The following is an 18,176-nucleotide window of genomic DNA, read 5'->3' as shown; positions in this document are numbered from 1 at the left end:
TTCGTCGGTGTGCTCATCCATCGGCGACAACACGGCTCAGACCAGCCATCGAGGGAGGCTGTTTCGCGCTACCGACAGCACGAAGGCCGGTCCCCGTGGGAACCGGCCTTCGCATCGGACGTCAGCTGCTGCTGCTGTTGAGACCCGCCAGTTGGCCGGACAACCAGGTGGACTGGTTCTTCAGCGTCCCGAGCGCGACCTCGAGACTGGCGTAGTACTTCGTGTACCGCTGCTGCTTCTGGGCCAGGCGGGTGTCCCAGTCGGCGATGCGGCTGGTCAGTTCGGTGATGGCCTTGTTCTGGCCGGTGATCGCCGAGGTGAGGATTCCGCTGGCCGTCGTCGGGGACGCCTTGACGTCTCCGATGGCCTGCACCGTGACCCGGCGCAGTCGTTCCACCAAGCCGTCCGAGGCGCTGGTGGTGGTTCCGTCGGGGTTCTTGACCGCCGTGCCCGCCGCCACCGAGGACACGAGCTGCTCGGTCGTGGCGGGGTTGCTCGCGTAGGTCGTGAGGAACTTCGCCTTGTCGAACGTGAGGTTCCCGTCCCGGGTGCTCTGGACCCCCAGGCTCGCTGCGGAGACACTGCCGGCCCCGAGGCCGGTCGTGACCGCCGAGATGATCTGGGACCGGAGGTTCTTCAGTGCACTGTCGCCGCGCAGGAGGCCGGCACCGCTGATGTTGCCGTCGGCACCGACGACGCCCGCCTTGGACTGACTGGCGAGCGCGCTCAGCGCAGCGTTGGCCGCGTCGACCAGACCCTGCACGGCCGTGGCGATGGCCCCGGGGTTGCTGGACACGGACACCGTCGCCGGGGCACCACCATTGGGCGTCACCTGTGAGACCGTCAACGATACACCGGACATGACGTCGGCGAAGGTGTTCGACGACGACGTCAAGGAGAATCCTGCCCCGGGACCCATCGTGATCTTCGCGTCGACGGGGGATGTGGCGGTAGTGAACGCGCCAGCGGGGGCCGCTGTCGAGTAGGTCTTGGTACTACCGAACGGATACCCCTTGGACCCACTTGGGTCGCTGACCGGCACGGTAGCTCCGGTGTCGGGATTGGCTCCGGTGGTGTGCGCGACGATCTTGAAGTCACCGGCGGTGAGTCCGGTTGTCGTCGAGGTGATCTGCAGACGGAACTTGTTCTCACCGACGCGGATGGCCACGGCGCTGACGCCGAGGGTACCCGCCTTGTTGATCGCGTCGACGACCTCGCTCAACTTGCCCGAGGCCGGCTGGATGGTCACGTACGACCCGTCACTGCGGACGATGTCGATGGGTACCGGAATCTGGCTGTCGTCCCGGGTGCCGCCGCTGCCAATGACGACACCGTCGCTGTTGACAGTGATGTCGGAGCCACTGACCACCGTCTTCCCGGTGGCGAGGGCGTTGACCGTCACGCTCAAGGAGCCGGGCGTGGCGGTCGGGCCGGCAGTGACGCTGATGGACGCGTCGCTGGACGTGGCCTGGGTGGACGACCAGGTGCCCGCGGACTGCAGCGCGTCGGCCGCGCCCTGCAACCCGACGATCTTGGCGTTGATCATCTGGTACGCCGACACCTTGGCGTTGTCGGTGGTGACGACCTTCTTCAGCGCGGTCTGCGGCGCCGCGTCGACGGCCATGAGCTTGGCGATGATGCTGGTGGTGTCGAGGCCGCTGACGAGTCCGTCGACGGCCGAGGATGAAACGGACATGGCGGCCCCTTCCTCGTTCGTTGATCTCCAGTGGAAACGGGTCAGGCGGAGGGCACCGCGAAAGAGGTGCCCTCCGCCCGATGAGGTCAGCTAGGGAACGTCAGCCGCCTCGGTGGTGAGTTGATCAGCCGCGCAGCAGGGTGAGGATGTTCTGCGTGGAGGAGTTGGCCTGCGCGAGCATGCTCGTGCCGGCCTGGGTGAGGATCTGGTTCTTGGTGAACTTCGTCATCTCAGCGGCCATGTCGGTGTCACGGATGGCCGACTCCGACGCGGTCACGTTCTCGATCGAGACGGCGAGGTTGCTGATGGCGTTCTCGAAGCGGTTCTGGACGGCACCGACGGTGGCGCGGGCGGAGTTGACGCCCTTGAGCGCGTTGTCCACCGCCTTGATCGCCGCGTTCGGGTCGGCGGTGAGGCTGACCGTGTCGAGACGCAGGCCCGTGGCGGAGAAGCCGGAGGGCGAGGCCAGGACGGGGTCCACACCGGCTGCGCCTGACGTCACGATGGCACCCAGCGGAGTAGCGGTGCCGTCGGTGACAACAAGCGGGCTGTTGGACGTGATGATGAGGGTACCGGTGGTGCCGCCGCTGAGGCTCGCCGTCGCCCCGGACCCGCTGAGCGCGCTGTTGATATCGTTCAGCGTGTCAGCTGCGGTGCCAGTGGTCCGGGTCAAGTTGACCGTGATCGCGTTTGCGGTGCCCACCTGCACGGAGAAGCTGGCAGCGGTGCCGTAGCTAGCGCCGATAGCGGTAGCAGTGGTCGCCACCGACTTGCCCCCCGCGATGGTACCGGTAGCGCCGGCCGCCGTCACAGTGTTGATGGTGGTGTTTCCACGGGCACCGACAGTCCCCGAAGTCACCGTCAGCGCACCGGCAGTGGTGGTGCCGAAGTTGAACTTCCCCGACACACCCGCGGCAGAAGCCGCGGTGGTCAGGGCGTTCTTCAAGTCCGTGGCAGAGGCCGTCGTCGCGGTGAGCGTCAGCACGACACTGTTGGTGCCGTCGGAAATGCTGATCCTGTCACCGCTGTTGTACGCGTAGCCGGTTGCGCTGGTCGAGGTGGCGACAAAGGTCTGCGCGGAACCGGACGTGGAGGGGACGGGCGTACCGAAGATGTTCGCCGTCAGGTCGACGTTGAGCTTGTCGTTGGTGGTGGCGTTGGCGCCGATCTGGAAGGTGCCGTTGTAGTTGCCGCTCAGGAGCTGCTGGCTGCCGAAGGAGGTGGTGCTGGAAATGCGGGTGAGCTCGTTGCTGAGCTGCTGGAACTCGGAGTTCGCGGCGGCCGTCGCGGTGGCGTCCTGCGAGCCGGAGTTGGAGGCCTGCACGGCGAGGTCACGCATGCGCTGCAGGATGCTGGTCTGGGTGCCGAGGGCGCCGTCCACGGTCTGGGCGACGTTGACGCCGTCCTGGGCGTTGCGAGAGGCCTGGGTCAGGCCGCCGATCTGCGAGCGCAGGCCCTCGGAGACGACCAGGCCGGCCGCGTCGTCCGCAGCCTTGTTGATGCGGTAACCGGAGGACAGCTTGGACAGCGAGGCGCCCATGGCCTTGTCCGACTTCTGCAGGCTGTTGTACGAGTTGAGAGCCGCAATGTTGTTGTTGACGCGAAGACCCATGGTGACGATTCCTCCGTGATGTGGGGTCGGATGTTGTTCCGTGTCTGCCTTCCGTGGCCTGACACTTCATTCATCGGCCGGCAGGCGCCGGACCTGAGCAGGTGTTCTCGTGGCAAACGGGTGACGCTTCAGCCGCATCAGCACCTCGACCCCCTGGAGTCCCTCCAGTCACACCGAGCCGTGGATTCCCGTACCGACGATGACCGCAGCCTCGATCGAGACCAGGACATCACCTGCGTCACCATTCAAACACGGAGAGTTGCGAGACGTCCTGGCGACGACCCAACTCGTGTCCCGACCAGCGACGGACCGGGCGAATGAGGTCAGGCGTCGGCAGAGACCATCGAGGCGAACTGGGGAGCCACTGAATGCAGCACGTCCAGGAGCGGAGCGGACACGTCGTCCGGGACCGCGGCCACCAGGTCGCTCAACTCCGTGAGGCAGTCCCGATCACCGAGCTCGAACAGCACCGCGCCGCTCACCACCCGGTCGGTCAACGGTCGCTCGTCGTCCGCGAAGATCAGCCGGAGAGGACAGTGCTCGGCGAGACCGCTCTCGCGCAACCGGACCGACCAGGTCACCGCCCGCTCGACGGGAAGGCCGGCCCCGTAGCGGCTGATCGCGGCGAGGACGAGGGTCGGGTTGCGCTCTGCGCACCACATCGCGTCGAGGAACGCCTCACCGAGGAGGGAGTACTCCGCGGCGATCTGACCGACGAAGCTCTTCACCAGGTCCTCTGGTACGGCGCGCGCCAGCAGGTCGAGCCCACCGGGCACCGAGTGGGCCACCGCGACGACGAAACCCGCCTCCAGGGTGGACTGTCCGCCGGCGACGTGCGGGATCAGGACATCCAGGGCGTCCTGGAACTTCTCCTGAGCCCACAGGCACTGGACCAGGTCGTCGACCGCACCGGATCGGCTGACCGCGATGCCCTCGAAGTTGACGTCGTCGGTGATGGTCTCGAGCAGGGATGCCGCCCGGTCGTAGTCACCGGCGGCCATCAGGAGTCGTCCCTCGATGGTCCGGCAGATCTGCTCCCCCTCCCCCGCCGTGCGGAGGAACGCCAGCCACTCGTGTCCGACGTCCAGATCACCGATCCTGATCGCACAGAACACCGCCGGATGGGCCGCCTGGAAGGCGAGCGCCCTGTCCACGGTGTCGCGGTCGATCTGGGCGAAGACGTCCAGCGCCTTCCGGTGGTCACCTGCCCCGAGCGCGGAGCGCCCGACGTCCACGTAGTGGGAGTCGAGCTCCTGCACCCCGTCCCGTCGGGCCTTCTCGAGCGCAGCCGAGGCGATGGCCAGGTTCCGTGCACCTTTGTTGCGCTCGACGATCCGTGTCGGGCTGTACCCGTGGTGCTCCAGGACGACAGCATCGGTCCGGGCGCGGTCGATGTCCCCCCAGCGGCCCACGACCTGCTCGTGCAGCGCACCCTCGTAACGGCCGAGGGAGCGCCGGAAAGCCCTGGTCGCCCGAAACGCGGCTGATCGCCCCACGGCGCCCCAACTGCCCGAGCGGATCTCGACCGAGAAGGCGTCGCACGTGGCGAGGCGCACCTCCCGCCGCCACCGTCGCGCGTCGCCCTGGACGATCTCGTCAGCGTCGACGACCATCACCCACTCGCCGCGGCAGTGCTCCAGGGCGCGGTTGCGAGCTGCGCCGAAGTCGTCGTCCCAGTACCCCTCGACGACTCGAGCACCCAGCTCGGACGCGAGCTCCCGCGTGCCGTCGGTGCTCCCGGTGTCGTAGACGACCACCTCGTCGACGAACGGCCCGATGGCGGCCAGGGACGCGGGAAGCATCTCCGCTTCGTCCTTGACGATGTAGCACCCGCTGATGAAGGGCGAACCGGTGGGCATGGGCATCTTCCTCGGGCTGGACGTCGGCACCTCCAGGAACGATGCGCGGTGCACACCGAACCCGTGACGCAGCAGACCGGCAGTTCGCCCCGTACCACGCCCGACCCGGACGCAGTTCTACGCTGCGGGGCGGCCGAGATCGTGCGCCACCGAGCCCACCGTAGGGCGGGGGGCGACGTGAGATCACCCGACGCGTGTCGCGCTAGTCGAGCCAGAGTGTCGATCCGGGACTCGCCCTTGCTCGTCTCTCCACGTCGCCACTCTGCGACGTGGGGTCAGAGCTCGGCGAGCCCGTTCCCTGCCGGGCCGCGGGCGCCGCGGCGTCGGCGGACGGAGCGCGCCCGTACCCACGCGCCATCCGGTACCGGGCGCGGTTAGGCGGTGCGAGCCACCGGCGCTGCGTACGACCCGAAGCTGCTCAGAGCCAGTCGCGAACGGAAGTCGCTCTGCGCTCCGACGGCCGCGTAGTAGGACTCCTTGCGCTTCACCGAAGCACCGGACCCGCCGACCTTGGCAACCATCTCGGGCGAGAGGTGGGTGTTCATCCCGTCCCGCAGCAGCACGAGGGCCTCGGCCCGCATCTGCGAGATGCGCGACTCCGACACCTCGAGCTCTTCGGCCAGCTCGGCCATCGGCCGCTCCTGGATGAAGTAGCCCTCGATGACGTGCTTGAGGCGCTCGGGCAGGACGAGGATCGCCGAGCGCAGGTAACCGAGGCGCTCGCGGTGCAGCAGCTCCTGCTCCGGGCCGGGCGTGTGGGTGGGGAGGTGGTCGTCGAGCGAGGCGCCGTCGGCAGTGAAGCCCTGCATCGACAGCACCATCGAGCGCTGCGCCTCGTCGCGGGTCTCCGCGAGCTCCTTCTCGGAGACCCCGAGGGAGGCGGCGAGCTCGGCGTTCTTCGGGGTGCGACCCAGCTCCGTCGTCAGCTTGTCCTCGGTCTGACTCAGCTTGCGCTGCCGGCTACGAACGCCGCGGGAGGCCCAATCGGCCCCGCGGAGGTCATCGAGGATCGCGCCGCGGATGCGGGTGTTCGCGTAGCGGTTGAAGGGGACCCCCGTGTTCGGGTCGTAGGCCTTCGACGCCTGGAACAGCGCCATCAGCCCGGCCGACGTGAGGTCGTCCCGACTCACGTGCGACGGCAGACGACCGATGAACTCAGAGGTGATGTAGCCGACGAGCGGCAGGTTCTTCTCCACGAGCGCGTGGCGCTCGGCGGCAGAAAGCTCGACCATGGGGAGCTCCCGGGTGGCGAAGGCGGTGTCTGCGGTCACACACCCCTTCTCGGCACACACCCCCCACGGACTTGAGCGCCGACCGGGTGACAGCTCCCTCCCGAACGCTGCGCCGAACGGGTCGCCGACGTCACCGCCCGTCCACGACCCGAGCGCCGGGGTGACAACATCCACGTTCGGAGCAACGCTGTTCAGCGCAGGGGTTGGAGCGGTCGAAGCTTGAGAAGAGCGTTGCGCCGCACCCTGTGTGGCGCGTGAGGTTCGTGGGGCTGGAGGTATTGGTGAAACCGCTGTGGCAGGTCGTGCGCGATCTGGAGTTCGCGTACAAGAAGGGGCGGCTCACCCCGTCGTACCTGGACCACTACGCCGACGTGAACGGTGAGCGCGTCGCGGCGCTCTACGCCCTGTGCGCGAAGAACTACCTGGAGGTCGAGCACGAGATCGGCCGCAACGACCACATCGCGGGCGAACGGGAGCACGGGATCGACCAGGCCGCAGTCAACCGCGCCATGGAGGAAGAGGCCCGCGTCCTGAACCAGGAGATGCGCGCAGCCCGGGAGGACGGCCGGCCCTACTACCTGCGGAAGCCGACGAAGAACGCCCAGTTCATCCGCAAGTCCGGCTGATCAACCCGGCCAGACCGACGTCGTGTCAACGGCGGCTAGCCACGAGTCCTCCGCCACGGTCTCGTCGTAGCGGTGCTCGGCAGTGAGGGCCAGCTTCGTGATCCGCCGCTCACCGACGTCGACGATCCAGTAGTGCGGGATGCGCCACTGCGCGTAGAGCTCCCGCTTGAGCAGGCGATCAGTGGACTTCGTGGCGGGGGACTCGACCTCGACGACGAGCAGCACGTCGGAGGGATCGAGGTAGGGACTGGGCTCGACCAGGACGGCGCCGTCGACGACGAGGACGTCGGGGACGAGGAGGCGGTCCTGTGCACCCCGCGGCAGGACGTTGGCGCCGGGAAGGGCGCACCACTCCGGCGGAGCGGCAACGCTGAGACAGCTGTACAGCTCGCCCACCACGTACTGGTGTCCGAGACCGGCCACGGGCGTCACGAGCAGTCCCCCGTCCAGGAGCTCGATGCGCGGCCCGTCCTCGTCCTGCGGCAGGTCCTCCAGGTGCAGCGGCAGCGACGTCCCGATCGACACCCGCACGTGACCACCTCCTCAGCGCCGATCGTATCCAGGCCACGGTCCCGTTCTCCCGTCCCGACCCTCAAGTCGTGCTACCTGCAGCCGATGGAGGGCTCGAGCACCACTTGACGACGGCATCGGGGAAGGACACGCATGGGACTGGCAGAGGTCTCCGGCATCCTCTGGAAGGAGCGGGAGCTGCTGGAGCTGCTCCTGTTCAAGCTGGAGGAGGAGCAGCTCGTGCTGGCCAGCGGCCGGACGCGCTGGTTGGCGCACGCCACCCGCGAGGTCGAGTTCGTCATGGAGCAGATCCGCTCCACGGAGCTCCTGCGCGCCGTCGAGGTCGACAATGTCGCCGCGGAGCTGGGTCTCGCGCCCGCCCCGAGCCTCGGTTCCATCGCCGACGCCGCACCCGACCCGTGGGGCGAGCTCTTCCGAGGTCACCGCGACGCGTTCCTGACGCTCACCGCGGAGATCCAGGACCTCGCCGACGCCAACCGCGACCTGCTGAACGCCGGCTCCCGCGCCCTGCGCGAGACCCTCCTCGGGCTGGACCAGCCCCTCGACACCTACACCGCGCAGGGCAAGAACACGGTCACGTCGACCGGTGGATCCCGCGCCCACTTCGTCGACGAAGCACTCTGAGAGGACCCTGACGATGAGCACCTTCTCCGGCATCAACACCGCGCGCCGTGCGCTCTCCGCCGCCCAGCTGGGCATGGAGACCACCGGTCAGAACATCGCGAACGTCAACACCGACGGGTACTCCCGCCAGCGTGTCGAGCAGTCCGCCAGCGTGCTGAACCAGACCGGTCAGTTCAGCCAGAAGTTCGTCCCGGGTGACGGCGTCGTCGTCACCGGGCTGACCCGCGTCTCCGACGCCCTGGCCACCGCCACCGCCCGCCAGGACTCCGCCGCCGCGCAGGAGCAGGCCACGGCCGCCACCATCTGGTCCGGGGTCGAGAACGCCGTCGGTGACACCGGTGCCTCCGGCCTGAGCAAGAACCTGGCCGACCTGTCCTCGGCGTGGAACGACCTCGCCTCCAAGAGCGGCACCGACGGACTCGCCGCCGCCCAGTCGCTGGTCGTCACCCGCAGCCAGACGGTCGTCACGCAGGTCGCGGGGATGAGCAGCCAGCTCGAGAGCCAGTACGACCAGCTGGGCCTGCAGGCCCAGACCCAGGTCAGCCAGGCCAACACCGTCGCCAAGAACATCGCCAAGCTGAACACCGGCATCCGCGAGACCGTGGCGAACGGGGCCTCGCCGAACGAGTTGATGGACCAGCGCGACCAGCTGCTGAGCCAGCTCTCGAACCTCACCGGTTCCCGCGTCGTCAACCGCGACAACGGCACCGTGGACGTCTTCGTGGGCAACGCCACCATCGTCACCGGCGACTTCTCCTACGACCTCGAGGTCCACGCCACCAACGGGGCGACCCCGCCCGTCACCGTCGACCCCGGCGCGGCGATCATCGGCAACCCCCTGGTCGCCACCATCGGCGGCCAGGTCGCCGGCCCGGTCACCGGTTCGCTCAAGGCAACCCTCGACGGCGTCAACAAGACCCTGGTCGATCAGAAGACCAACCTGGACACCTTCGCCCAGAGCCTGGCCGGAAAGGTCAACACCGCCTACGGTCAGCCGTTCTTCGCCAACAGCGACGGAACGACCCCGATCGTCGCCTCGAAGATCACGCTCGCCGCGACGGCGAACCCCCTCCGTGACAGCACCGCGATCACCGGCGACGGGTCCTCCGACCGCGTCTACGCCAAGGCCGTCTCCGGAGCGTTCGCCGACGTCAAGTCGACCTGGCGGACGAACGTGGCCAACCTCGCCGCGTCCACCCAGTCCGCCTCGAACCGCGCCGACCTCGCCTCGCAGGTGTCGCTGAAGTCCAGTGCGGTCGCTGAGGGCGTCTCCGGCGTGAACCTCGACGAGGAGATGACGAACCTCGTGGCCTACCAGCACGCGTACTCCGCGGCGGCCAAGGTCCTCACCACCATGGACGAGGCGCTCGACGCCCTCCTCAACATGGTCCGCTGACCCCACTGACGACAGGAGAACCACCATGCTCGGTCGCGTGACCCAGCGAAGCATCGCCAACAACGCCCTGGTCAACCTGCAGAACACGCAGGCCCGCACGGCGAAGCTGCAGGAGCAGATCACCAGCGGAACGTCCCTGTCCAAGGGCTCCGACGACTCGGTGCGCGCGTCGGCCGCGCTGCGCCTGAACGACCAGATCGCGGTCAACACCGAGAACGGGCGCAGCCTGAACGAGGCTCGCGGGTGGATGACGACGATGGAGCCTGCGCTCGACAGCACCGTCGACGCACTCCAGGACATCCGCGGTCGCATGGTGCAGGCCGGCAACGGCTCCCTCGACGCCACCGGGCGGGCCGCGCTGGCCAACGCCATCCGCGCCGGCCGCGACACGATCCTCGGCGACGCGAACACCCCGTACCAGGGGCGGGCGGTCTTCGCGGGAACCTCCGACAGTCCCGTCGCCTTCGACGCCACCTACGTGGGCAAGGACGACGGCGGCGTGGTGTCACGCACCATCTCTCCCGGCGTGACCATGACGGTCAACATCTCCGGCAAGGCCGTCTACGGCACGGGCGGATCGACCGCGACGCCCCCGGCGGCCCCGACCTCGGTGTTCGACGAACTGACCGCCCTGGCCGACGACATCCAGAACGGCACGTACTCCAACACCAGCGCGGTCAACCTGACGACCATCGACAAGCGCATCAACCTCGCCACCAACGCGATGGCCACGATCGGCGCGAAGACGAACCAGCTGGACCACGCCGAGGACGTCAACACGGAACAGCTGCAGTACCTGACCGCCCAGCTGGACGACGTCCAGGGTGTGGACCCGGCCAAGGCCTACCTCGAGTTCACCCAGCAGAACGTGGCCTACCAGGCGGCGCTGCAGGTGACGGCCAAGACGGTCCAGACCAGCCTGATGGACTTCCTCCGCTGACGCGGAACGCTCCGAACCGCAGTGCGAGAACGTTTCAACCCACCCCTCGTCCCCGGAGTTCCTAGAGTGACCCTCATGACCGACGCGCCCGTGCACGCCCCCACGATCGAGTTCGTCTCGCCCATCATGGGTTTCGCCGACCACACGTCGTTCCACCTCGTCCCGCTGGACGAGGAAGGGACGTTGTACTCGCTGCGTGCAGCCGACGGCACGGGCGTCCGTCTCGTCGTCGTCGTCCCGGGACGGTTCTTCCCCGGCTACGCACCGGAGATCGACGACGACACGGTCGCGAAGCTCGATCTGCGGGACGCCACGGAGGCGGCCGTCCTGAACGTGGTGAACGTCGGGAACGACCCGGCCAGCGCGACGGTCAACCTGCTCGCCCCCATCGTGATCAACCACCGCACGATGCAGGCCGCGCAGACCGTCCTCGTGGGCACGGACCTGCCGCTGCGGGCGCCTCTCCTGGCCGTCTGACCAGCAAGAACCCGCGAACGCCCCGCCGGCTCTCCGGCGGGGCGTTCGTGCGTTCCGGGGACGCCACGGATACCGAGACGGATTGCAACTTCTCCGCTACTGTCGGTAGTGGTCGAGACGCCGCCAGAACTCCTCGCGGCGACCAGGCGACGCCCGGGATCCGAACCCGGGGACCTGACAGATGAAGGGATCCGTTGTGAGCATCGCTTCCGACACCAAGCCGAAGATCGAGTTCGTCGCACCCCTCATGGGCTTCGACGAGCACACCGCGTTCGAGCTCGACGCCCTCGACGACGACGGCATGTTCTACACCATGCAGTCGACGTCGGACCCCAGCCTCCGACTGGTCCTCGCCGACCCGGCGCCCTTCTACCCCGACTACGACGCGGTCATCAACGACGAGACGGCCGCGGCCCTGGACATCCAGGACGAAGCCGACGGCGCCGTGCTCACCATCGTGAACATGTCGATGGGCATGGAGAAGGCGACGATCAACCTGTTCGCCCCGATCGTCGTCAACCCCAAGTCGCACAAGGCGTTGCAGACCCTGCAGTACGGCACCGAGGACGCGGCCCTGGACGCGCCCTTGAACCCGCGCTCGGCCTGAGCACCACCCCGCGACGGATCATCGCCTCCACGGTGTCGATCATCGGCACCGTGGAGTCGACGAGCCGAAACCGGCTCGCCTCGTAGAGTCGAGCCATGAACCTCGAACGACCGATCGCCCCGGAGCCGTACTCCCTGCTCCCCTCCGTCCCGGGCTTCGCCCTGCACTCCTCCGACGTCACGTCGGCCACGCAGCTGGACGAGCAGCACGCCAGCGGCAACGTCTCGCCGCAGCTGGACTGGGACGGTTTCCCGGACGGCACCAAGAGCTTCCTGGTCAACTGCTTCGACCCGGACGCCCCGACCCCGGCCGGCTTCTGGCACTGGACGATCGTCGACGTGCCATTTTCCGTGACGAGCCTGCCCACCGGCGCGGGGTCGCAGCCCGCTCCGCAGGGGGCGACCATGCTCAAGAACGACATGGGCACCGCCGACTTCACCGGCGCCGCTCCCCCGCCCGGTGACCACCCGCACCGCTACGTCTTCGCCGTGCACGCTCTCGACGTCGAGAGCCTCGGCCTCCCAGAGGGTGCGACGCCGACCGTCGCGGCCTTCATGTCCCTCGGTCACGTCCTGGCCCGCGCCACGCTCAGCCCGGTCTACTCCCGGTGAGCGTCCCGGCGGAGGCCCAGCGCGTCGCCGGGGACCTCGAACTCGTCCCAGCCGGCGAGAACGCCCACCTGGTAGCGGAGACCGTCCGGACGGTCCTCCCCGAGAGTTCCTGGACGCTGGAGATCGACTCCGACCTCGCTGACACCCAGGCCCTCGTCGACGCGGCGCACGTCCCCCTCGACGGGTCCGCGAACTGCGTCGTCGTCTCCGGCAAGCGCGACGGGGCGGAGCGGGTCGCGGCGTGCGTGGTCCTCGCGACCACCCGCGCCGACGTGAACGGCGCAGTCAAGCGACTCCTCGACGTCCGCAAGGCGTCGTTCCTGTCCATGGAGCGAGCCGTCGAGGAGTCGGGCATGGAGTACGGCGGCATCACGCCGCTCGGCCTGCCCGAGGGCTGGCGCGTCCTCGTGGACTCCGCCGTCGCGGCCAGCGACTGGGTCCTCATCGGTTCCGGGGTGCGGACGTCGAAGCTCGTCGTCCGCGGCGCTGACCTCGCCGCACTGCCGAACGCCGAGGTCCTCGACATCGCCCTGCCCGCCCGGTGATCGTGCGGGGGCCGAGGTCGGCCGCGGACGTCTGGGAGGACTACGCCCGGATCGAACGCTGGCCGACCTGGTCCCCGCAGATCACCTCGGTGACCGCGTCGGCGGACCGCATCGCCCCCGGGGTCACCGGCACCGTCCGCTCGGGTCCGTTGAGGATCCCTTTCACCGTCCTCGACGTCGACGAAGACGCCCGCACGTGGACGTGGCGCGCGGCAGGCATGACGCTGGACCACGGGGTCCTCGACCTCCCGGGCGGGTGCGGCACGACGCTGCGAGCTCCCGCCCCCTACCGGCCGGTCGCGTGGCCGGCGCTGTGGCGGCTAACTCACCGACAACAACCGGGACACCGTCTCCACCGGTGACCGCCGCCCCTCCAGCACCGCCACGACGTCCCGCACGAACGGGAGGTCCGGGTCCCGCCGCAGCAGCGCGGGCGCCGTGGCCACCCCCTCGGCGGTGCCACCGGCCCGCCCCATCGCCTCCGCCAGCGGCAGACCCTGCCCCAGCGCAACCCCCACCCGGTGGTTGCGGGACAACGTGGAGGTGCTGGTCGCCACCAGGTCCCCGGCGCCGGCCAGTCCCAGGAACGTCTCCAACCGCCCACCCAGGCGACTCCCGAGCGACGCGGTCTCGCTCAGCCCCAACGTCGTCACCGCGGCCCGGGCGTTCGCGCCCAGCCCGGCCCCCTCGACCATCCCGACGGCCAGCGCCACGACGTTCTTGAACGCGCCCGCTACGTCGACACCGATGACGTCGGTCAGCGGGTGGGCGTGGAAGGCGGGTGTGCTGCACCATCCCGCGACCTGCGCGGCGACGGCCGGATCGGCACAGGCCACGACCGTCGCGGCGGGCTGCCCGCGGGCGATCTCGAGGGCCAAGTTCGGTCCGGACAACGCGAGGACGTGCACCGGGTCCAGGACGTCGGCGACGACCTCGGAACCGAACAACCCGGTCGCCGTCTCGACACCCTTGGCGAGGTTCACGACGGGAACCCGAGGCAACTCCGGGGACCACTCGAGGAGCCGGGACCGCAACTGCTGCAACGGAACGGCCAGCACCACCAACGACGCCCCGGCGACGACCTCCGCGACGGAGGAACTCGCCCGGATCCGGGGGGACAACGCGATCCCCGGCAGGTACTCCTCGTTGGCCCCCGAGCCGCGGATCCGCTCGGCGAGTTCGGGCCGCCGGCACCACAACCCCACGCTGGTGGCGTTGGTCGCGAGGATCCCGGCGACGGTCGTCCCCCACGCTCCGGACCCGAGGACGGCGACATGCACCCGCGTCACGCTACGCCCGCCGCGTCTCCCACAACGCCACCGCGCTCGCGGCGGCCACGTTGAGGCTGTCCACCCGCGGATCCATCGGGATCCGCACCACCACGTCGGCCCCGGACACCGCCCGCCGGCTCAGCCCGTCGCCCTCCGTGCCCAGCAGCAGCGCCAACCGGTCCGGCGCGGCGAAGGAGCCGAGGTCGACGGAGTCGTCCGAGAGCGCCAGCGCGGCGACGGTGAACCCCGCCTCGCGCAGCAGCGTGAGGTCCCCCGGCCAGGAACCGGCCCGGGCCCAGGGCAGGTGCAGGACGGTGCCCATCGACACCCGCACGCTGCGCCGGTACAGCGGGTCGGCGCAGCGCGGACTGACGACCACCCCGTCGACGCCGAACGCGGCCACGGACCGGAAGATCGCGCCGATGTTGGTGTGGTCGACGATGTCCTCGAGCACCACGAGCCGCGACGGTCCGGGCGGCAGGGACGCCAGCAACGACGCCACCGACCGGACCGGGGGCCGCTGCATGGACGCGATGGCCCCGCGGTGCAGGTCCACCCCGGTCAGCTCGGCGAACGCCTCCACCGGGGCCACGAACACCGTCGCGTCCTCGGGCAGCACGTTCACGAGGTCGGAGTAGCGGGCCCGCGAGAGCAGGAACGAGCGCGGCACGTGCCCCGCGGCCAGCGCCCGGCGGATCACCTCGACGCCCTCGGCGAGGAACAGCCCCTCCGCCGGTTCGCGCCGCGCACGCAGCTGCACGTCCTTGAGGTGGGTGTAGTCACGCAGGAAGCCCACGTGCTGCGGATCGGTGAGGTCTTCCAACACGATCCGCGGCACGCGGGGCAAACTACCGGACGCAGTCCTCAGAGGCGGAAACGACCCACCAGCGCGCGGAGCTGCTCGGACACACCCGACACCTCGTCGGCGGCGGTCCGGGTCGCGACGACCGTGCGGTCCGTGGCGTCCGTCGCCGCCGACACCCCGTCGATGCCGGAGGTGATGCGCTCCGCGCCGTGGGCGGCGTCCCCGATGGAACGCGACATCTCCGACGTCGTCGCGGTCTGCTCCTCCACCGCGGACGCGATGGTCGTCTGCAGGTCGTTGATCCGCGCGATGACCTCGCTGATCGAGGAGATCGCGGTCACCGCACCGGTCGTGTCGGACTGGATTGTCGCGACCCGCTTGGAGATGTCCTCCGTCGCGCGGGCGGTCTGCTGGGCGAGTTCCTTGACCTCACCGGCGACGACGGCGAACCCCTTGCCCATCTCCCCCGCCCGGGCCGCCTCGATCGTCGCGTTGAGCGCCAGCAGGTTCGTCTGCTCGGCGATCGCGGTGATGACCTTCACGACGTTGCCGATCTCCGCGGAACTCTCTCCGAGGCGGGCGACGGTCGCGGTGGTGTCCTCGGCAACCTGGACCGCGTGCGCCGCAACGCCGGTGGCCTCCGCGGCGGAGGCGGAGATCTCGCGGATCGCCGCACCCATCTGCTCGGAACCGGCCGAGACGGCCTGCAGGTTCGTCGACACCGAGGAGATGTCACCGGACACCGAACGCACCTCCGACCCGGCCCGGTCGGAGGCCACGGCGGACTCCGACGACGCCTGGGCCAGGGCCCGCGAGGAACGTCCCAGGCTCTCCGCGCCGGCGGCGACGGAGGAGAACTCCTGACGCAGCCGGGCGATGGCGTGGTCGAGGGCGGCGGCCATGCGACCGAGCTCGTCGCCCCGCTGGATGCCGGAGGAGACGGTCAGGTCGCCCTGGTCGAGGGCCTCGGCGACCGCGGCGATGCGGTTGGCGTCGCCGCGCACCCGGCTCACCACGCGCGCCGTGACGGCGATGCAGACGGCGAACCCGCCCCCGAGCAGGAGCAGGGTGGTCAGCAACGCGGTGCGGGCCCGGTGCTGGCTCTCGGTCACGACCGCCTCGACGGAGGCGGAGGCGTGCTCGAGCAGGACCTTGGCGTCCTTGCGGAACGCCGTCTGCGCGGTGTTGTAGGCCGTGGCCGCCGCCGCACGACTCGCGTCGTCCTTCGCGGTGAGGAGCGTCCCGCCCTGCGTCGTCATCGTCGACAGCTGGGTCGCGAGGTCGGCGGACAGTTCGGCGTCGGGGCCGCTGGTGAGCCCCTGCAGCTTCGTCACGGCGTCGGCGCGGGCGGTGGTGGCCGTCTGCAGGTCCGTGGACAGCGCCGCGGCGCCGCCGGGCAGGAACTGGACGCTGAGGGCGAGCGTGCTGACCTGCTCGTTGAGCAGTTCCACCGAGTGGACGGTGTCCAGGCGGACGAGCGCGTCGTCACGCAGCCGCTGGAACTGGTCGGCCTGCCCCTGCGCGGTCACCGCTCCGGTCACCCCGAGGGCCAGGGCGACGACACCCATGCACCCTGCCGCCCCGACGATGCCAGAGGTCAGGGAACCACCCTTGCGCGGGGAACCCGCCATCACAACCGCCCACCTCACCTGGCGCCCACCTGACGCCTCCACCGGGTTCATCGGCGGTTCGGGCGGGCGGATGAAGCGTTTCGGCTCAGCCCGCGACGGGCGTCGGGACGACGCCGTCGGCGCTGGTCTCCAGCTCGCGCCGCGGCGACGGCGGCAGGTCGATGACGGCCCGCACCTCGGGGTTCGGACGCCCCAGCAGGAAGCCCTGCGCGGCGTCGCACCCCAGCCGGCGCAGCGCTTCCAGCTGTTCGTGCGATTCCACGCCCTCGGCGACGACACCGACGCCCATGTTCTTGGCCATGCCGATGATGCCGGCGACGACGGCCTCGTCCTGACGGTGCCGGCCGAGGCCGGCGATGAAGTGCCGGTCGACCTTCACGTGGTCGATGGGCATCGACTGCAGGTGCTTCAGCGAGGACACCCCGGCGCCGAAGTCGTCGACGGCGATGCGGACCCCCATCATCCGCAGCGCGTGCAGGGTCGAGAAACCCGCGTTCGCGTCGGCGACGAGGAGGTCCTCGCTCACCTCGACGAGCAGCGCGTTGCCCGCCGGACCGGTCGGCTGGTTCGCGGCCACGGCGTCGAGGAGTTCCGCGTTCGCCAACTGGCGGCGGGACACGTTCACCGCGATCGTCAACTGGCAGTCCTCGATCGTGGAGTACCACTCCTCGAGGGTCCGCCACGCCTCGGCGATGACCCACTTCCCGATCTCGATGATCAGCCCGCTGCGTTCCGCCATGGGGACGAAGTCGATGGGCTGCAACAGACCTCGCCGTGGGTGCTGCCAGCGCAGCAACGCCTCGACCCCCTGCACGTGACCGTCGCGCAGGTCGATGATCGGCTGGTAGTGCAGCCGCAGCTGTCCCTGTTCGACGGCGAGGGCGAGGTCGTCCTCGGTCTGCATGGCGTCGACGGCCTGGGCCTGCATGCGTTCGTCGAAGAGTTCCGACCGCGCCTTGCCGCCCTCCTTCGCTCGGTACAGCGCCGCGTCGGCGCGGCGCAGCAGCTTCGACGCGTCGGCCTCGTCGCGGGCCAGGGCGATCCCGACGCTGGGCGTGATGTTGAGCTTGTGGCCCTCGCCGAAGTCGATCGGGCGGTCGGAGATGGAACTCACGACGCGGTCGGCGATGCGGCTCGCGTTGAGCTCGTCGGTCAGGTCCTCGCACAGGACGGCGAACTCGTCCCCCCCGAACCGGGCGACGGTGTCCTCGGGGCGGACGGCGGTCCGCAACCGCTGCGACACCTCGACGAGGACGATGTCCCCGACGGCGTGGCCGTGGGTGTCGTTGACCGTCTTGAACCCGTCGAGGTCGAGGTAGAGGACGGCGCAGGCCTTGGAACCACGACGGGCCAACGCGTGCTGCAGCCGGTCGGTGAACAACTGCCGGTTCCCGAGGTCGGTCAGCGGGTCGTGCAGCGCTTGCCGCATGGCGGCGTCGAGCTCCACCTGCCGGCTGCGTCCCTCGGAGTCGAGGCGGTTGGCGGTCTGCAGGGAGAGGACGAGCAGCAGGGCTGCGGCCACGATCCCGCCGGCGAGCGCCGTGAGGAGTCCGGAGAGGGTGGGTAGTCCGTCGACGGCGACCTGCACGAGGGCGACGACGCCGACGACGACGAGGGGGGAGACGACGGCCCACGGGACGACGCGGGTGCGTACGTCGTCTCCGGCCAGGTGCCGGGCCGACCAGGGCCAACGGCTCATCCTGCGTTCCTCCC

At 69.7% G+C, this 18,176-nt stretch carries 18 protein-coding genes; 9 read left to right on the top strand and 9 right to left on the bottom strand.

What is annotated here, in order from left to right; genetic code table 11:
- Window positions 1–121: 121 nt before the first annotated feature.
- From fliD to ACFQ46_RS23025, 4 genes are all read right to left on the bottom strand, one after another.
- Window positions 122–1,696 (bottom strand): flagellar filament capping protein FliD, encoded by a 1,575-nt coding sequence (fliD, locus tag ACFQ46_RS23040; protein ID WP_380262455.1) that lies wholly within the window; start codon window positions 1,694–1,696, stop codon window positions 122–124.
- A 124-nt stretch (window positions 1,697–1,820) separates the two neighbouring features.
- A complete protein-coding gene (locus ACFQ46_RS23035; RefSeq protein ID WP_380262453.1) occupies window positions 1,821–3,308 on the bottom strand; it encodes a flagellin in 1,488 nt (495 codons plus the stop codon).
- A 323-nt stretch (window positions 3,309–3,631) separates the two neighbouring features.
- Entirely contained in the window at window positions 3,632–5,167 is a 1,536-nt protein-coding gene (locus ACFQ46_RS23030; RefSeq protein ID WP_380262451.1) for a glycosyltransferase family 2 protein, read from the bottom strand.
- Between the two features lie 374 nt (window positions 5,168–5,541).
- A complete protein-coding gene (locus ACFQ46_RS23025) occupies window positions 5,542–6,438 on the bottom strand; it encodes a sigma-70 family RNA polymerase sigma factor (protein ID WP_380262449.1) in 897 nt (298 codons plus the stop codon).
- Between the two features lie 242 nt (window positions 6,439–6,680).
- Here ACFQ46_RS23025 and ACFQ46_RS23020 point away from each other — a divergent pair, with 242 nt between their 5' ends.
- Window positions 6,681–7,025, top strand: coding sequence for a hypothetical protein (locus ACFQ46_RS23020; protein ID WP_380262447.1), 345 nt, complete (start codon window positions 6,681–6,683; stop codon window positions 7,023–7,025).
- Here ACFQ46_RS23020 and ACFQ46_RS23015 read toward each other — a convergent pair whose 3' ends face one another.
- Entirely contained in the window at window positions 7,026–7,556 is a 531-nt protein-coding gene (locus ACFQ46_RS23015; protein WP_380262445.1) for a Uma2 family endonuclease, read from the bottom strand. It lies immediately after the preceding gene.
- A gap of 132 nt (window positions 7,557–7,688) precedes the next feature.
- On the opposite strand from ACFQ46_RS23015, the gene flgN reads away from it, so the two are divergent.
- The 8 genes from flgN (at window position 7,689) to ACFQ46_RS22975 (ending at window position 13,118) form a co-directional block, all read left to right on the top strand.
- Window positions 7,689–8,180 carry a flagellar export chaperone FlgN gene (gene flgN / locus ACFQ46_RS23010; RefSeq protein ID WP_380262443.1) on the top strand — a complete coding sequence of 164 codons (492 nt, stop codon included), beginning with the start codon at window positions 7,689–7,691 and terminating at the stop codon, window positions 8,178–8,180.
- A gap of 13 nt (window positions 8,181–8,193) precedes the next feature.
- The gene (flgK, locus tag ACFQ46_RS23005) at window positions 8,194–9,576 is read left to right on the top strand and encodes a flagellar hook-associated protein FlgK (protein ID WP_380262441.1); all 1,383 of its coding nucleotides are present in this window, start codon (window positions 8,194–8,196) and stop codon (window positions 9,574–9,576) included.
- A 37-nt stretch (window positions 9,577–9,613) separates the two neighbouring features.
- Window positions 9,614–10,516 carry a flagellin gene (locus ACFQ46_RS23000; RefSeq protein ID WP_380262439.1) on the top strand — a complete coding sequence of 301 codons (903 nt, stop codon included), beginning with the start codon at window positions 9,614–9,616 and terminating at the stop codon, window positions 10,514–10,516.
- 75 nt (window positions 10,517–10,591) lie between these two features.
- Window positions 10,592–10,993: a flagellar assembly protein FliW gene (locus tag ACFQ46_RS22995; protein ID WP_380262437.1), complete on the top strand. Its 402-nt coding sequence runs from the start codon at window positions 10,592–10,594 to the stop codon at window positions 10,991–10,993.
- Between the two features lie 196 nt (window positions 10,994–11,189).
- Complete coding sequence (locus ACFQ46_RS22990; protein WP_380262435.1) at window positions 11,190–11,600, top strand: flagellar assembly protein FliW; 411 nt, start codon at window positions 11,190–11,192, stop codon at window positions 11,598–11,600.
- Between the two features lie 95 nt (window positions 11,601–11,695).
- Entirely contained in the window at window positions 11,696–12,211 is a 516-nt protein-coding gene (locus ACFQ46_RS22985; RefSeq protein WP_380262433.1) for a YbhB/YbcL family Raf kinase inhibitor-like protein, read from the top strand.
- Window positions 12,208–12,756, top strand: a complete 549-nt coding sequence (locus ACFQ46_RS22980) for a YbaK/EbsC family protein (protein WP_380262431.1) — start codon at window positions 12,208–12,210, stop codon at window positions 12,754–12,756. The genes ACFQ46_RS22985 and ACFQ46_RS22980 overlap by 4 nt, the downstream gene beginning before the upstream one ends.
- Window positions 12,753–13,118 (top strand): SRPBCC family protein, encoded by a 366-nt coding sequence (locus ACFQ46_RS22975; RefSeq protein ID WP_380262429.1) that lies wholly within the window; start codon window positions 12,753–12,755, stop codon window positions 13,116–13,118. The genes ACFQ46_RS22980 and ACFQ46_RS22975 overlap by 4 nt, the downstream gene beginning before the upstream one ends.
- Here ACFQ46_RS22975 and ACFQ46_RS22970 read toward each other — a convergent pair.
- The 4 genes from ACFQ46_RS22970 to ACFQ46_RS22955 all read right to left on the bottom strand — a co-directional run bounded on the left by ACFQ46_RS22970 (window position 13,077) and on the right by ACFQ46_RS22955 (window position 18,162).
- Window positions 13,077–14,036 carry an NAD(P)H-dependent glycerol-3-phosphate dehydrogenase gene (locus tag ACFQ46_RS22970; protein WP_380262427.1) on the bottom strand — a complete coding sequence of 320 codons (960 nt, stop codon included), beginning with the start codon at window positions 14,034–14,036 and terminating at the stop codon, window positions 13,077–13,079. The two genes, ACFQ46_RS22975 and ACFQ46_RS22970, sit on opposite strands and share 42 nt — an antisense overlap.
- A 10-nt stretch (window positions 14,037–14,046) precedes the next feature.
- A complete protein-coding gene (locus ACFQ46_RS22965; RefSeq protein WP_380262425.1) occupies window positions 14,047–14,865 on the bottom strand; it encodes a TrmH family RNA methyltransferase in 819 nt (272 codons plus the stop codon).
- A gap of 26 nt (window positions 14,866–14,891) precedes the next feature.
- Window positions 14,892–16,463 carry a methyl-accepting chemotaxis protein gene (locus tag ACFQ46_RS22960; protein WP_380262423.1) on the bottom strand — a complete coding sequence of 524 codons (1,572 nt, stop codon included), beginning with the start codon at window positions 16,461–16,463 and terminating at the stop codon, window positions 14,892–14,894.
- A gap of 85 nt (window positions 16,464–16,548) precedes the next feature.
- The gene (locus ACFQ46_RS22955) at window positions 16,549–18,162 is read right to left on the bottom strand and encodes a putative bifunctional diguanylate cyclase/phosphodiesterase (RefSeq protein WP_380262421.1); all 1,614 of its coding nucleotides are present in this window, start codon (window positions 18,160–18,162) and stop codon (window positions 16,549–16,551) included.
- Window positions 18,163–18,176: the final 14 nt, after the last annotated feature.

It is taken from the genome of Kineococcus sp. GCM10028916, assembly GCF_042674865.1.
GTDB lineage: Bacteria > Actinomycetota > Actinomycetes > Actinomycetales > Kineococcaceae > Kineococcus.
The sequence above is the reverse complement of the archived record's forward strand: the minus strand, read 5'-3'. Positions and strand labels throughout refer to the sequence as shown.